The following is a 14,844-nucleotide window of genomic DNA, read 5'->3' as shown; positions in this document are numbered from 1 at the left end:
GAGGGCCGTGCCAGCGCCGAAAGATGGCGAACACTCTGTTATCTCAACACCATCGGTCGAAACTCTCGCCCCGCTTGGAATTGCCGGATCTTTCGGCGCGACCTCATGAAATATCCGGGTTAGCCCCTGCCCATCGAAACTGCCAACTCGCCGGCTTGGCGAGGCGGGTGAGAATCGGTAACCATGCGCGGATGACCCCTTGTCCGTTGCGCACCTCGCGCCTGCCAAAGCAGAAGTGTTCGCAGCCATGAGCCAGCTGGGCTGGGCCCCCTTGCTGCTGGCCGCTGCCTGTGCCTTGGCCCTTGGCTTTCGTCGCTATCGGTTGGCCTGGGCGGCCTTGCTGCTGGCGGTATTTGACCTCGCCCTGCAAAGTCCGGAACCGCGTGCACAGCTGGCCGGACTACGATTCTTGCCGTGGGTCTTGCTGCTGGCTGTCAGTTTGCCGGAGGGACGCTTGCTGTCCCGCCGCCATGCCGCGCTGGCCGTGTTCTGCCTGTTGCTGCTCGGTTCGGCTCTGGATGCGCCAGAAGCTCTGTTCTACAGCCTGAGTGACTTCCTGGCCTGGCCGTTTCACAGTTGGAGACCCGAGCGTAGTGCGCAGATGTTCATCGGCCTGGCAGCGGGTGTTGCGCTGGCGCGTTGGGTGTGGCGAGGCAGTGAGTTCGAGCTCGGGTTGTGTCTTGCCTTGCTTACCGGACTGCCGGCTTGCCGATGGGGTGGCTCAGACGTGTGGTTGTCGGTCGCTGCCTTGCTGCTGATGCTGGCTATCCTGCATGGCAGTCACCGCATGGCCTTTGCCGACCAACTCACCGGCCTGCCGAATCGACGTGCCCTGGACGAGACCCTGAGTCGACTGTCGGGTGAGTACGCCCTGGCGATGATCGACATCGATCATTTCAAGAGTTTCAATGACAGTCACGGCCATGACGCAGGCGACCGGGTTCTGCAGGCGGTGGCCAAGCTGCTGCGTCGCCACGCGGGAGGGGAGGCGTTCCGCTTCGGCGGTGAGGAATTCTGTGTGGTCTATCCTGGCCGAAGATCGCAGAACGCCATGCACTCGCTGGAGGCAGCGCGGGTCGCCCTTGAGTCGAGGCAGATCGAGGTCAAGTCTGCGGGCAAGAAGGGGCCGCCCAGGCCCAAGCAGGTGCAGGTCACCATGAGCGCGGGTCTCGCCACGCGCAGCGACGAAAAGCGCCAAGCGCATGATGTGCTGCAGGCAGCCGATCAAGCGCTTTACAAGGCCAAGAAGGCAGGGCGCAACAAGGTAATCAACAGCCGCTAGCACGTATTGAAGCGGCCCGTTGATGTTTCAATCAGCCGGTTCAACGAAGCCGCCCATGAATAGGCTGCTCGGGGCTTGAAGTTGAACAGGGTGTTCAAACGTCAAGGTGCCGAGTCAATAACCAGCGATTCGGTGCTGAATGGTTTGGCCCGGTGCGATGGCGTGTGCAATTCCTGTGAAGGCCGACCGGGGCTGGTCAGCGTCCTGAGCATTGCCTATCCTCGGTGGCTGCAAGTCTCTTGAGGTGACCCATGTTGAGCTCTCGATCTGCGCCCCGTCGCCGTCCGGCGTTCGCTTTGCGCATTTTCGCCTTGTGCGCCATTGGCTATGCATCGCATGCGGTCAGTGACGCGAAGCGCGAGCCTTGGGCATCGAGTTATCAACCGCCTGCCAGCTTACCGGTACTGATAAGAGGTGCCGATCTGCTCACCGGCACGGGTGAACGGCTTGAAGACCACGATGTGCTGGTGCGCGAAGGAAAGATCGCGGCCATTGGCCAAGACCTTGAGTTCGACGGGGCCGAGGTAGTAGAGGCCAAGGGGCGGATACTGACCCCAGGCCTAATCGATGTTCATTCCCACCTGGGTGTTTATCCCAGCCCGGAGGTGGAAGCGCACCAGGACGGCAACGAACTCAGCGATCCGGTAACTGCCGGTGTATGGGCTGAACATGCTGTTTGGCCGCAGGATCCCGGTTTCGAGACGGCCCTGGCGGGCGGGGTGACCACACTGCAGATCCTCCCGGGCTCGGCCAACCTGATCGGCGGTCGCGGCGTTACCCTGAAGAACGTGCCAGCGACCAGCTACCAGGCGATGAAGTTTCCCGCCGCGCCGCAAGGCCTGAAGATGGCCTGCGGTGAGAATCCAAAGCGCTTCTACGGCAGCAAGGGACAGGCTCCTACCACCCGGATGGGCAATCTCGCCGGCTACCGTCAGGCGTTTGCCGACGCCGTTGCCTATCGACAGGAGTGGGACAGCTACGCGAGCAAGCAGGCCGCGTTTGATGGCCGCAAGGACAAGAAGAAGGAGGATCCGCCGACCCCGCCGAAGCGTGATCTGCGCCTGGACACCCTGGTGGCGGCGATGAAAGGAGAAGTTAAGGTGCATGTGCACTGCTACCGCTCCGATGAAATGGTCAACATGCTCGATCTCTCACGCGAGTTCGGCTTCAAGATTTCCACCTTCCATCACGGGGTGGAGTTCTACAAGTTGAGCGAGCAACTGGCCGAGGAAGGCATCTGCGGAGCGCTGTGGGCGGATTGGTGGGGCTTCAAGATGGAGGCCTACGATGGCATCCAGGAGAACATTGCGCTGGCCGATCGCCCGGCCAATAGTTGTGCGGTGGTGCACTCGGACTCCGAAGAAGGCATTCAGCGCTTGAATCAAGAGGCCGCGAAAGCGATGGCTTCAGGCCAGCGGGCCGGGCTGCACATCGCGCCGGAGCGGGCCATTCGCTGGATCACCGCGAATCCGGCCAAGTCGCTGGGCATTGATGATCGCACCGGCAGCATCGAGGTCGGCAAGATGGCCGATCTGGTGCTGTGGAACGGCAACCCATTTTCAGTCACCGGCAAGGCCGATCTGATCTGGATTGATGGTGCGCTGGCATTTGATCGACAGCGTGGCGACCTGGCGCCGCGTAGTGATTTCCTGCTCGGCCAGCCGACCCGCGAGGTGCTGCAATGAAACGATGGGTAGTGATGAGCCTCGGGCTGCTGGTTGCGCTGCCGACATCGGCAGCGGATCTGTTGATTCGTGGCGCCACGGTGCACGTAGGTGACGGCAGCGCTGCGCTGGCCAACACCGACGTGCATGTTCGAGACGGGCGTATCGCCGCAATGGGCTCGGCATTGGCCGTGGCTGGAGCGACGGTGATCGAAGCGAAGGGACGCCCGCTCACGCCAGGTTTGTTTGGCGGCGTGACCGCCCTGGGATTGGAAGAGGTCTCGCTGGAACCCAGCACGGTGGACAACGCTGTCGGCGGTGCCGAGCCCGATCTGGCGGCGCCCTGGCGCCCCGAATTTGATGTCAGCGTAGCGTTCAACCCATCAAGCTCGGTTATCCCGGTGAGCCGGGTGGAGGGCATCACCTTCGCCGCGATCGCGCCCAATGCTGCGCCGGGCGGCAGCTTTGTGGCGGGGCAGGGCGCCTTGATCGGGTTGTCCGGCAAACTCGATTCAGTGCTGCCCGCGTCGGCCAGCCTGTACATTGAACTGGGCGGTTCGGCCTCACCCCAGGCTGGTGGATCGCGGGCCGCACAGTTCATGATGCTGGAGCAGGCGATTGGCGATGCCAGGACCAGTCAGGATGATGAACGCGAGCTGTTGACCCGAGCTGGCAAGGCCGTGTTCGCGCGCTATATGCAGGGCGGTCGCGTGGCATTCAGGGTTGACCGAGCGTCCGACATTGTGGCGGTAATGAAACTTTCTGTTAAGGCGGGCTTCAAGCCGATCATCGTCGGCGGCGCAGAGGCCTGGCGTGTCGCCAACCGACTGGCGGCGGCCAAGGTGCCGGTGGTGCTCGACCCGCTGGTCAATCTGCCCTCCAGCTTCGATCGGCTCGCCGCCCGACTCGACAATGCGGCCCTGCTGGAACAGGCCGGCGTCGAAGTGGTGTTCAGCCATTTTGGCGATGCCACCCACAATGCGCGCAAGATCCGCCAGTTGGCCGGCAATGCCTGGGCCCATGGCCTGAGTCACGCGGGGGCCTTGCGCGCCATCACTGACGCGCCAGCGAGGGTTTTTGGCGCCAAGGATAGAGGCCGGATTGCGCTGGGGAAACATGCCGATCTGGTGCTTTGGACCGGCGACCCGCTGGCCTTGGATAGTTGGCCTGAACAGGTATGGATCGAAGGCGAGGCGCAGCCGATGCGGTCGCGGCAGACCGAGCTGCGTGATCGCTATCTGAATCGGTGATGCGTCACCTGGTGTAGGGCGGGCGAGACATCAGGCCTCGACCCGCCCTACAAGCCCTGCAGGCGAATTTGCGGATCGGCCTCATTCGCGGCCTTGGTCCAGTTTCGTCTGGCCAGCAGCCGATCGACCGCAGCGGATTCCACCGCTTCGCTGATCCAGAAGCCCTGGATCATGTCGCAGTTCTTGCGCCGCAGAAACTCTGCCTGACCTTCGTGTTCGACGCCTTCGGCCACAACTTTGAGTTTCATCCGCTTGGCAAGGTCGAGGATCGAGACGATGATCTTGGCGGCGTGCGCATCGTGCTCAAGATCGGCGACGAAGGTGCGATCGATTTTCAGTGTATCGATCGGGAAACGCAGCAGATAGCCTAAGCTGGAAAATCCGGTGCCGAAGTCATCCAGGCCGATCTTCAAGCCAAGCTGTTTGAGATGCTGGATCCGCTCGACCATCAGCTCCGGGTTCTCCATCAGCAAGCTCTCGGTCAGCTCCAACTCGAGCAGATCAGGGTCAAGTCCCGAGACATCGAGTGCGTGCTTAACATCGTCGTAGAACTCGTTGACCCGGAACTGTCGCGCCGACACATTCACCGCCACGCTGACGCGATTTCGGCCCAGCGTTTGCCAGCGCTTGGCCTCCCGACAGGCTTCGGCCAGGGCCCAGGCGCCGATGCGCACGATGGTGCCGTTGCGTTCGGCCATGCCGATAAAGCGATCAGGGGGCACAATGGTGCCGTCAGCGGCGCGCATACGCAGCAGGGCCTCGAAGCCACATATCTGTCCGCTATGGAGCTCAAGTTTGGGCTGGTAGTGCAACTCGAACCGGCCCAGTTGCAAGGCATTGCGAACGCTGGCTTCCATCTCCAGCTGTTTCACCGCCTCCTGATTCATCTCGGCGCTGAAACTGCATGTCTGGTTGCGGCCGGCTGCCTTGGCCTGATACATGGCCACATCGGCATTGCGCAGCAGTTCCTCGGCATCGTTGCCATTGCCCGGATACTGGCTGATGCCGATCGAGGCGCCGATAAACAGCTCGTGATTGTCGATGAAGAACGGCAGCTCAAGCGCGCGCCGCAGTTTATTGGCGACATGATTGGCGTCGTGCTTCAGGTGCAGTTCCTCGGCAATGACCAGGAACTCATCGCCCCCCAGTCGGGCCAAGGTATCCGCAGCGCGCACCGTCGATCGCAATCGCTCGGCCACCTTCTTCAACAAGGCGTCGCCGCTAGCATGCCCCAGACTGTCGTTGATCGGCTTGAAACCATCAAGATCGATGAACAGCACCGCCACTTCGGTGCAGTTGCGATCGGCGGCATCAATGGCGTGTTCCAGACGGGTGGCCGCCAGCAGGCGATTGGGCAGACCGGTGAGCGGATCATGGTGGGCCAGGTGCTCGAGTTGCGCCTCGGACTTCTTCAGCATGCTGATATCGGTCGCCACACCCACGTAGTGACTGGATTGACCTTGATCGTCGTGCACCACGCTGAGATCGAGCCACTGCGGAAAGACATCACCGGACTTGCGGCGATTCCAGATCTCTCCGCTCCAATGGCCCCTCTTGAGTAGTTGCTGCCACATCGAGGCGAAGAACTCGGGGTCGTGTCGGCCCGAGGCCAGCATCTTCGGATTGCGCCCCAGTACATCGACCCGACCGTAGCCAGTGATCTCGCAGAACGCGCTGTTCACTGCGGTCAGGCGACCCTCCAGGTCGGTAATCATCACGGCGTCGTGCGTTGCCTCGAAAACGCGGGCATTGAGTCGCAGCAATTGGTCGGCTGACTCGCGTTCCAGTGCGGTGGCCAGACTTGAGCCAAGCAGCTTCATGACGCGCTGCTCCGCGACCGACCAACTGTCTTCGGCACGAGCGTGCAGGGCAGCGAGGAAGCCCCAGCAGCGACTGCCAAATCGGATCGGCACCACACAGACCTGAAGCTCGGCCAGATCGCCAAACAAGCTGCGCTCGGGCAGGGTAACGGACTGCAAGGGCGAGCTGATCACCTCATCGCGAAGCAGGCTGGCGTGCCAGTGCGGCAGGTGAGCCTCGACCGCCAGTTGCTCGATGGAGGTCGAGGTCGGCGCAGGCCAACGCATTTCAGTCTTGCACAGTGAGCCGACGCCGTCGTCGCTACCGATGAACTTGCCCAGCCAGAACTGCTTCACGGTCAGCGCATTGCCAAAACGACCAAACAGAACTTCGGCCGCCTCTTTTGGTTCGTCTTCGCGCAACAGGGCCAATGCCGACTCAGCCGCCAGATGCAGTGCCGCTTCATCATGGCGCATCTCGGCCACGCGGCTGTCGATCTCGGCCAGATCGCGTTCGATGAAGAATAGCCAGATCGCCGCGTGTTCGCCCGCCGAGCTGCGCCAGCGCGCCGACTGCACCAGTCGACGCCGACCGTGGCGGCCATAACGCTCGCACTCCTCAACCTGATGCTGAGCCTCATCGCTGGAAAACAGGCGATTGAGCTCGGTGTTGATCGCGTCGACCAGAGAATGGCCGCCGAGCAGGCTTGCCAATGGTTGGCCCAGGGCATCCTCCTTGTTGTAGCCGTACAGCGATTCGGCCGTGCGATTCCAGAACACGACGTTGCGCTGTTCGTCAACCGCGTAGACGGCGAGCTGACCAAGCTGATCGATCAGCTCTCGCCAGCGAGATTCCTGTGCCTCCTGCCGTTGCGCTTGCAGTTTGCGGAACCCCAGCTCGGCCAATTCGGCCTGGATGTGGCAGCTGCGCTCGGTGCGAAAGGCACTCAGTCGCAGCTCGACCCAGCGTTCACGGCGCTCTCTGTCACGGATCTGCCACTCGATTCGGGGCGATTCACCCAGCAAGGCGTGCGGCAACAACTCGACCAGTTCTCGACTGGCATGAACACCACGGTCGGCGGCGAACTGAGCCAGATGAGCGCCCAGTAGTTGATCGGCTGGCAGTCCCAGCACCGCCACGGCGCGGCGATTGGCGCGCTCAATGCACCCCTGGTCGTCGAGCAGGAGCAGCGCCTGTGGATGCTGTTGCCAGGCGATTTCCCAGGGCTCCGAGACTTTGCGCTGGCGTCGGCGACGAGCAAGCCACCACGCCACAGCGGTGCTCAGTACGGCGCTCAGCACCGCCCCGACCAAGGCCCCTTGCCAGACCGTCCACTGCGAGACCTGCGGCATCCAGCCATCCCAGGGGGGGGCGGCCAGCACCCGCTCGCTGCCCAGCATCAACCAAGCGGCCAGCACCGCCTTGGCAGGTGGCTGATGGTGGCTGGACGCTCGGCCTGTTCGCATATCCCCGTCCCATGCGAGCAATCCCTGAGCTTAGCGCATTGGCCGAACGGCAGCACGAGTTCTGTGCCCATGTAGTGTTCGTACGGGTGCTCACGGTGGACGGCTCAGTGTGGATAATCGAATGCCGAGAGCCGATGCTGAGAACGAGGTGTGCATGCTCAAACGTGTCTTGATGATGCTCGGGCTGACGCTATGGGCAGGGGCTGCGCACTCTGCACAGGCCGATTCGGTTGCGCTGGATGGGCAGGTGTTTCTCGACCAGAACGAGAATGGCATCGTCGATCCGGGCGAGTCGGGTGTTGCCGCAGTCGCGGTTTCAAATGGCCGCGAGGTCGTGCGCACTGATGCACAGGGCAAGTATCGAATCGAGGTGCGCGACGGCGATTCGCTGTTCGTGATCAAGCCGGCGAACTATCGGTTTCCTGTGGGTCCAGATGGCATGCCGCGCTACTGGCAGCATCACGCGCCGAACGGTATCGGCAAGACTTTGCGCTTCGGCGGCATTGCACCTGCGCTCGCCAATGGCAGATTCGCCCTATTGGCCGAGCCGGGTTCGGCAGCCACGCTGAAGGTGCTGCTGCTGGCCGATCCGCAGCCGAAAACAGCCACCGACGTTGAGTATCTTCGACGTGACATCATCGAGCCGATCGCCGCTACGCATGGCGCCGCACTGGGGGTGATCCTGGGCGATGTAGTCAGCGACGATCTGCATCTGTTCGATGCCGTCGCAAAGTCACTGCAGCCGCTCTCCTTGCCGTGGTTGATGGTCGCAGGCAACCACGATATCGATTTTGATGCCGAGTCCGACGCCCTCTCGCTGGCCAGCTATCGGCAGCGTTTCGGGCCCGATAGTTTGGCCTGGGAGGAGCGGCAGTCGGTATTCATCGCTTTGGACAACGTGGTCTACGAAGGCCATCCCAAGCGGCGCTATGTCGGTGGTATCCGTGAAGATCAGTTTGAGTTTCTGCGCAGCTATCTTTCCAGCCTGGACACCGATCGCCTGCTGGTGGTGTTGACGCATGTGCCGCTATTCAACGTCCACCACCGCGGCGATGATAGTTTTCGCCCGGCTGACCGGCAGCGCCTGTTCGACCTGTTGAGCAGGTTCCCCAAACGATTGCTGCTGAGCGGCCACACCCACGCCCAGCGCCACTACTTTCATGACAGCCAGGACGGCTGGGCGGGCGATACACCATTGCACGAATACAACGTCGGTACCGCCTCAGGGGGCTACTGGTCGGGCGTGCCGGATCAGCAGGGAATCCCCGATACGCGGATGGCCGATGGCACGCCAAACGGTTGGGCGATGCTCAGCATTGATGCGAGCGGTGATTACCGACTTAGCTATCAAGTTGCGCGCGACCCGGATCATCCGGGCATCGAGCTAAGCGGGCCGGCCGTGTTGCGCCGCGGCAGTTGGCCCGGTGTAGGGCTATACGCCAACGTGCTGATGGGGTGGGCAGAAACGCGGGTCGAGGTTCGCATCGATGGTGGCGAGTGGCGACGCATGCACTATTCGCCGGGGCTGGATCGGCAGGTGTTGCGGGAGAATCTTGACGACGACCGCGCAGACCGACTGCGTGGCTTCGATCGACTGCCGGAGGCCGTCGAGTCAGTACACCGCTGGCGCTTCTCGCTGCCCACGCATCTCGCGGCGGGCAAGCACAGTATTGAGGTGCGGGCGTTTGATCCCTGGCGCGGGGAACTGCGCGCCAGCAGCACCTACCAACTGGTGGACGCACCATGAGCGGCTGGTCGACGCTGGACGGCAGGCCGACCCAGATCATTGCCCACCGAGGCAATAGCGGCGAGTACCCCGAGCATGTCCTGCCAGGCTATCAGTCTGCGCTGGCGCTGGGCGCCGATATCATTGAGCCCGATCTCCTGGCCAGTGCCGACGGCGTGCTGTTCTGTCGTCATGATCTGGGCCTGCGCCGCTCGACCACGATCGGTGAACTGAAGGAATTTGCCGGCCGTCAAACGGATGGCGACTTCTGCATGCTGGATTTCGAGGCTGCCGAAGTGGATCGATTGCGCGCAGTGCAGCCATTTCCTGCACGCAATGCCGCGCTGAACGGGCTTTACCCACCACCGCGGTTCTCGGCGGTGATCGAATGGGCAGCGCAACAGGGGGTTCTGCGCGGGCGCCCGGTGCTGCTGTATCCGGAATTGAAGCACCCGGCGGAGCACCGACAACGAGGCATCGACGCGCCTGCGCTATTGATTGAACATTGCCTCAGCCTGCCGCTTGGCGTTGAACTGCTGCTGCAGTGCTTCTGCGTCGATACATTGCGCGAACTCAAGCAGGCCACAGGGTTGCCAGTCGCTCTGCTGCTTGACTCCAATCAGGATCCGCAGCTGGCGCTGACTGAACATGGTGCCTGGTTGGATGGCCTGGCGCTGTCCAAGAAGCTGCTGCTGGGTGAAAACGCGCGATGCCGGGTCGATGCCATCCATAGCGCCGGTCTGCGCGTCGATGTCTGGACCTTGCGTGACGATCAGCCAGGCGAGGGGTTTGCCAACGTCGAGCAGGAGCTTCGCCACTTCTTCGCCTTGGGCGTTGATCGACTATTCGCCGACTTTCCGGCCACCGCACTTCGCGTGCGCGATGAACTCGCGGTCGGCTGAGAAATCTGCCGAGGCGAGGAATTTCCAACGCGAGGCAGCTATGGCGAAACTGCCTGCGACCGGCTACTCGTTGGCCAGCTCAGCGGCAGCGCGCTGACCGGCCTCACCGGCAGGCGGCGGTGCCTCAGTATTGGCCAGTCGTCGTAGCCGTTCGGCGAGCAGGTCGGGCGGATCGAAGGGCACCGGCGGACCGGGGCGCTGCTGACCTTGCCATTCGCTCAGTCGTGTCGTGATCTGATCGCCCACCGATATCTGCGGATGCGAGGCGGTTTCATCGTGCTCTTTCTCGCGCGCCCGAATCTGCCTCCTGGCCGTCTTGAATGCGCTCACGAAGTCGATTGACTCGTTAAGTGCTTCGACCAGAAAGGCCTGGCCAAACCAGGTGATCTTGCTTTGGGCGCCGCAGCCAAACGAGGTTCGATCGTGGCGCGCTGCGGTGATGATCAGAGTCTCAGGAGAGCGCAAGGCCTCGATGTAGCCGCCGGAATAGCAGGAGGAAATCACCAGCACGCGCCAGCGGATGCCGGCCTCGTCCAGGGCCTGACGCAGAGCCGCAGGATGCATCTGGTCCAGGGGCAAGGGCTCGAAGCCAAGCAGGATCTCATGCTCGCTACTGCCGTGGCTGGTGACAAACAGCAACAGTACGTCCTGCTCGATATCCATGGTGGCCGCCACGCCGGCCAGGGCGCGGCGCAGATTGCTCATGCTGGCCAGCGGATAGCTGTCGGCGGTCAATGGGTGATTGATCAGACTGACCGCATGCCCCGGCTGGGCCAGCCGCTGGCTGACCAGACGCTCCAGATAGCGCACCTCGTTGTGGAATACCGACTCGCTACCGTCGCCGGCCACCCCGATGGCGTAGAGGTCAATCTTGTCCGGGTTCTCGGCAGCCAGGGCGGAAATCTGCGCCTCGATCAGGGCTGGCTGCGCGTTCCAGATGGCTTCGGCCGATTGCGCAAACGGGAGCTGCGCCGTGGTCTCGTCCTGTTCCCAGTTCACCTCCCAGAACCAGGGAGCGGGGGGCAGCAACCAATAGGCGGAAAATCCACCAACGGCGAGCAGTGCCGTACTCGCCAGACGGCGCCAGGGCCCCGCGTCGATACCGACCCAGCGCGAGACCTGCCAGGCCATCAGGGTGAAGTAGGCCGACGGGATGGCCCAGAGCGCCAGGGAGTGGTCAGCAAGGTAGGACGAAAGCCAAGGCCACAGCGCCAAGCCTGGACCCAGGGCCAGCAAGCCCACCGTGGCCAGAGGCAGGAAGATCTGACGTCGTTGACTGATCCGCTCGATCAACCACGCTGCGAGCAGCGCCAACGGCAGCACCGCCAGACGTTCGGTCAGCGCCCATGGATTGGCTTGGCGCGGATCGGCGATGCTGAGATCGTCAACCAGCAGGCCAGCCAGCAACACGACCAACAAGGCGCAGAACAACGGTCCCGGGTTGTGACTGGCGCGCACCTGGCGCCCGGGCTTGCGTAGCAGCGCCAGTGAGGCAGCCGAGGCGATCAGGTCGCCCAGATGCCAGGCATCAAAGGCCCGTGCTCTAGGGTTGATTGGGGTTGATCTCATCAAAGCGCTCATAGCGCGGATGGCCGTGGCAGGCCTCGCCGTGGCGCGCTTCAGCATAGTCCGAACGGCGATCCAGCAGGGCAGTAGCGCACCCGGCATCGCGCGCGGCGTCCAGCTCTTCGACCACGTCGGAGAGGAACAGGATCTCCGCGGAGTTGCGCTGCAACTCGTTGGCGATGCGTCGATAGCTGTCGCTGTCGCGCTTGCCGCCGATCTCGGTGTCAAACCAGGCGTCGAACAAGGGCCGCAGGTCACCGGCCTCGCTGTAGCCAAAGAACAAGTGTTGAGCGGGGACCGACCCGGATGAATACACCGCCAACGTATGGCCATCTGCATGCCATCGACGCAGGCTCTCGACGGCATCCGCGTAGACATGGGCGCGGTAGTCGCCAGCTGCGTAGCCGTGTTTCCACAGCAAGCCCTGCAAGGCCTTCAACGCTGTGTGTTTGCGATCCTGATCGATCCAGCCGATCAGTCCGCGCACCGTGTCCCGATCAGACTGGCTGTTCAGATCTTCACTGGCCGCTTCCACCCAGCGACGGACATCGGGCTCCTCTCCATGCTCGGCAATGAATTTGGCGATATGCGATCGGGCATAGGGAAACAGTACCTGCTTGACGAAAGCGATACTGCTGGTGGTGCCCTCGATGTCGGTCAGGATGAGTCGCTTGCTCACGCCGCTTGCCCCTCCTCGTAGCGCGGAAAGCGCTCGGCAATATCATTGCCGGTGAAGTTGGCCACCCAGCCGTCGGGGTTGCCGAACAGACGAATGGCGACAAAGTGAGGGGACGGGCCCATATCGAACCAGTGGCGTGTGCCATCCGGCACCGAAATCAGATCGCCGGCCTCGCACAATACCTCCAGCACTCGCTCACCGATGTGCAGGGTGAACAGCCCCGAGCCGGCGACGAAGAAGCGAACTTCGTCCTCGCTGTGGGTATGCTCGTTGAGGAACTTCTTGCGCAACTCCTCGCGCTGTGGGTGCTCGGGGTGCAGGCTGACCACGTCAACCGAACGGTAGCCCTGTTCGCGTTGCAGTCGGTCGATGTCTTCGCGATAGGCGGCCAGGGTCTCATCGGCGCTGGCGCCCACCGGCAGCTCGGCACGCAAGGGCCAGCGCTCGAAGCGCACGCCGACCTGATTCAGTTGCTCAGCGATGGCGTCGCCCTCGCGACTGGAAAACAGCGGTACGCGGGCATCGGATTCGTTGAAGATTCGAAGTCGGCTCATGGCGTTTCTCTCAGTTAAAGCGAACAGCTTACCCGTACCTGCCTGAAGTCAAGGTCGCCGCGGGGCAGGGCAGCGCCTGGCCGGACGGAATCAGCGCTGAGCGGTGCACAGAGCGGGCCGCAGCACGCGGCAGGCTTGACTCGTGCATCAAGACCGGGGCGAGGGGGCGGCCTGCAAACGCAGCATCTCCAACTCGACGCCGAGCAGGAACTCGCAGGCTTCCAGGTGGCGCATGGCATCGGCGGCGGACTGGCCCCAGGCATACAGGCCATGACCCTCGATCAGATACGCCGGCAGGCCATTCTTTTTCAGATGCGGAGCCACTTCGCAGGACAGCAGGTCCATGTCCTGACGGTTGCCCAACACTGCCAGTTTCACTGACGCGTCATGGGTGTGATGGCCCGGAAACGCCTTCAGCAACTCATAACCCTCCAGCGCAATGTGCCCGCGCTTGGCACACAGACGCGACATCACCGTTTGATTGTGTGAATGGGTGTGCAGCACACAGCCGATGCGCTCGTCGTGCTGATAGAGCTGGTTGTGCAGCTTGGTCTCGGCCGACGGACGATGTTCACTGGCCACCGGCTGCCCATTCATGTCGACCACCATGAAGTCCTTCTCGGTGAGCTGGCCCTTGTCGCGCCCGGAGACGGTAATCACCGCGTGCTGGTGGTCGAGCCGCATGGAGAAATTGCTGCTGGTCGCCGGCGTCCAGCCGCGTCGAGCCACCTCCGCGGTGATCGCGATCAGCTGCTGTGCCACCTCGTGAAAGGCGTTGGCTGAGAAAGGCAAGGTAATCATGGGCGAAGTGTAGCAGGGCTTATTGCCGCCGACGCCAAGGAAGGTCTGAACCCGTCCATCGCCGGATCGAGTCCGGGGCAAACTCTGTACTTACTCGGACGCGCCGAGTGCGGCACAGGTCCGGACCCGGTTCGACCGCATCTATGGCGACGTCAAACGCAACCCTTCGACAAGCTCAGGGACCGCCGTTCGGCAGGCTCACGGCAAGCCGGTCGCGGCAAAGCCGCGCCACACCTGCCGGAAATCAAACACTTGCGGGTTTGCTTTCCGAGCGCGCCGTCTGTGGCGCGCAGAATCAGGCTGCGTTCGGCACAGGTCCGAACTCGTTTCGGCCGCTCCGCGGCTACGTCGAGCTTCGCTCGAATACGCTGATCAACAACGTACGTTGTTGATCGCGGCGGTGCATCCTTGCACCGCGGGAAACTCTGAACTTGTTCAGAGTTTCCCTAACGCCGCTCGCACACGATTCGGCCTAAACTTGAGGTAAGGGCGAGTCTTAAGGCCGCCAAACGCATCCCCAGCCACGAAGGTCGTCAGACCCAAGGATCCAGTATGAAAGATGTGTCTCGTCGTCGCTTTCTTGCCGCCAGCGGATTAGCAGTCGGTGGCGTCAGCCTTTTCTCCCTGGTTGAACAGGTCAAAGCGGCTGATCCGGTCAAGCTCCCGTTGGACAATCCGCAGGCCAAGGCGCTGGCCTACGTCGAAAAGGCCGGCGATAGCCAGCACGCCAACTACAAGGCGGGCAGCAACTGCGCCAACTGCAATTTCATACAAGGCGCCGAGGGTGAAGCCTGGCGGCCTTGTCAGCTGTTCCCCGGCTTCCTGGTGGCCAACGAAGGCTGGTGCTCGGCCTGGGCGAAGAAGCCTTAACCCGGATATTTCATGAGGTTGCGCCGAAAGATCCGGCGATTCCAAGCGGGGCGAGAGTTTCGACCGATGGTGTTGAGATAACAGAGTGTTCGCGATCTTTCGGCACTGGCACGGCCCTCATTCGGCCGCTGCGCGGCTACGCAGGGCATTCGCCCTGAGGCCCTTTGTGCCGATTGCCGCGTTGTTCGGCTGCTACGCAGCAACGGCTACTTCGTAGCCTGCGCCTTCGCTACGCTCGGTCGGCTGCTACGCAGCAACGGCTACTTCGTAGCCTGCGCCTTCGC

At 62.5% G+C, this 14,844-nt stretch carries 11 protein-coding genes; 6 read left to right on the top strand and 5 right to left on the bottom strand.

From position 1 onward, the window contains the following. The first annotated feature begins 247 nt into the window (after positions 1-247). The 3 genes from IFO71_RS20235 (at position 248) to IFO71_RS20225 (ending at position 4,196) form a co-directional block, all read left to right on the top strand. Positions 248-1,282: a GGDEF domain-containing protein gene (locus tag IFO71_RS20235; protein WP_192031504.1), complete on the top strand. Its 1,035-nt coding sequence runs from the start codon at positions 248-250 to the stop codon at positions 1,280-1,282. Positions 1,283-1,533: 251 nt separating this feature from the next. After that, positions 1,534-2,967 carry an amidohydrolase gene (locus IFO71_RS20230; protein ID WP_192031503.1) on the top strand — a complete coding sequence of 478 codons (1,434 nt, stop codon included), beginning with the start codon at positions 1,534-1,536 and terminating at the stop codon, positions 2,965-2,967. Beyond that, entirely contained in the window at positions 2,964-4,196 is a 1,233-nt protein-coding gene (locus tag IFO71_RS20225; protein ID WP_192031502.1) for an amidohydrolase family protein, read from the top strand. Before IFO71_RS20230 ends, IFO71_RS20225 begins: the two co-directional genes overlap by 4 nt. A gap of 47 nt (positions 4,197-4,243) precedes the next feature. On the opposite strand, the gene IFO71_RS20220 is transcribed toward IFO71_RS20225, so the two are convergent. After that, on the bottom strand, positions 4,244-7,462 hold the full coding sequence (locus IFO71_RS20220) for a sensor domain-containing protein (RefSeq protein ID WP_192031501.1): 3,219 nt from the start codon (positions 7,460-7,462) through the stop codon (positions 4,244-4,246). 154 nt (positions 7,463-7,616) lie between these two features. Between IFO71_RS20220 and IFO71_RS20215 the strand changes: the two genes are divergently transcribed. Both IFO71_RS20215 and IFO71_RS20210 read left to right on the top strand, forming a co-directional pair. Beyond that, entirely contained in the window at positions 7,617-9,209 is a 1,593-nt protein-coding gene (locus IFO71_RS20215; protein WP_192031500.1) for a calcineurin-like phosphoesterase C-terminal domain-containing protein, read from the top strand. Continuing rightward, the gene (locus IFO71_RS20210) at positions 9,206-10,090 is read left to right on the top strand and encodes a glycerophosphodiester phosphodiesterase family protein (protein ID WP_192031499.1); all 885 of its coding nucleotides are present in this window, start codon (positions 9,206-9,208) and stop codon (positions 10,088-10,090) included. The genes IFO71_RS20215 and IFO71_RS20210 overlap by 4 nt, the downstream gene beginning before the upstream one ends. 63 nt (positions 10,091-10,153) lie before the next feature. Here IFO71_RS20210 and IFO71_RS20205 read toward each other — a convergent pair whose 3' ends face one another. The 4 genes from IFO71_RS20205 to IFO71_RS20190 all read right to left on the bottom strand — a co-directional run bounded on the left by IFO71_RS20205 (position 10,154) and on the right by IFO71_RS20190 (position 13,690). Further along, positions 10,154-11,659, bottom strand: a complete 1,506-nt coding sequence (locus tag IFO71_RS20205) for a C13 family peptidase (protein ID WP_192031498.1) — start codon at positions 11,657-11,659, stop codon at positions 10,154-10,156. Beyond that, on the bottom strand, positions 11,634-12,335 hold the full coding sequence (mtnC, locus tag IFO71_RS20200) for an acireductone synthase (RefSeq protein WP_192031497.1): 702 nt from the start codon (positions 12,333-12,335) through the stop codon (positions 11,634-11,636). Before mtnC ends, IFO71_RS20205 begins: the two co-directional genes overlap by 26 nt. Continuing rightward, the gene (locus IFO71_RS20195; protein WP_192031496.1) at positions 12,332-12,889 is read right to left on the bottom strand and encodes a 1,2-dihydroxy-3-keto-5-methylthiopentene dioxygenase; all 558 of its coding nucleotides are present in this window, start codon (positions 12,887-12,889) and stop codon (positions 12,332-12,334) included. The genes mtnC and IFO71_RS20195 overlap by 4 nt, the downstream gene beginning before the upstream one ends. 147 nt (positions 12,890-13,036) lie before the next feature. Next, entirely contained in the window at positions 13,037-13,690 is a 654-nt protein-coding gene (locus IFO71_RS20190; RefSeq protein ID WP_192031495.1) for a methylthioribulose 1-phosphate dehydratase, read from the bottom strand. Positions 13,691-14,242: 552 nt separating this feature from the next. On the opposite strand from IFO71_RS20190, the gene IFO71_RS20185 reads away from it, so the two are divergent. Further along, positions 14,243-14,560: a high-potential iron-sulfur protein gene (locus IFO71_RS20185; RefSeq protein WP_192031494.1), complete on the top strand. Its 318-nt coding sequence runs from the start codon at positions 14,243-14,245 to the stop codon at positions 14,558-14,560. The last annotated feature ends 284 nt before the right edge of the window (positions 14,561-14,844 follow it).

Source organism: Pseudomarimonas arenosa, from assembly GCF_014841215.1.
In the GTDB taxonomy this organism is placed as follows: Bacteria; Pseudomonadota; Gammaproteobacteria; order Xanthomonadales; family Xanthomonadaceae; genus Pseudomarimonas; species Pseudomarimonas arenosa.
This window is presented reverse-complemented; position numbering and strand designations above follow the sequence as displayed.

What these genes read in the sequence shown, in the direction of transcription:
- IFO71_RS20190 (WP_192031495.1), bottom strand. Translation starts at nt 13,690, where the DNA reads ATGATTACCTTGCCTTTCTCAGCCAACGCCTTTCACGAGGTGGCACAG.
- IFO71_RS20205 (WP_192031498.1), bottom strand. Translation starts at nt 11,659, where the DNA reads ATGAGATCAACCCCAATCAACCCTAGAGCACGGGCCTTTGATGCCTGG.
- IFO71_RS20185 (WP_192031494.1), top strand. Translation starts at nt 14,243, where the DNA reads ATGAAAGATGTGTCTCGTCGTCGCTTTCTTGCCGCCAGCGGATTAGCA.
- IFO71_RS20230 (WP_192031503.1), top strand. Translation starts at nt 1,534, where the DNA reads ATGTTGAGCTCTCGATCTGCGCCCCGTCGCCGTCCGGCGTTCGCTTTG.
- IFO71_RS20215 (WP_192031500.1), top strand. Translation starts at nt 7,617, where the DNA reads ATGCTCAAACGTGTCTTGATGATGCTCGGGCTGACGCTATGGGCAGGG.
- IFO71_RS20195 (WP_192031496.1), bottom strand. Translation starts at nt 12,889, where the DNA reads ATGAGCCGACTTCGAATCTTCAACGAATCCGATGCCCGCGTACCGCTG.
- IFO71_RS20225 (WP_192031502.1), top strand. Translation starts at nt 2,964, where the DNA reads ATGAAACGATGGGTAGTGATGAGCCTCGGGCTGCTGGTTGCGCTGCCG.
- IFO71_RS20235 (WP_192031504.1), top strand. Translation starts at nt 248, where the DNA reads ATGAGCCAGCTGGGCTGGGCCCCCTTGCTGCTGGCCGCTGCCTGTGCC.
- IFO71_RS20220 (WP_192031501.1), bottom strand. Translation starts at nt 7,462, where the DNA reads ATGCGAACAGGCCGAGCGTCCAGCCACCATCAGCCACCTGCCAAGGCG.
- IFO71_RS20210 (WP_192031499.1), top strand. Translation starts at nt 9,206, where the DNA reads ATGAGCGGCTGGTCGACGCTGGACGGCAGGCCGACCCAGATCATTGCC.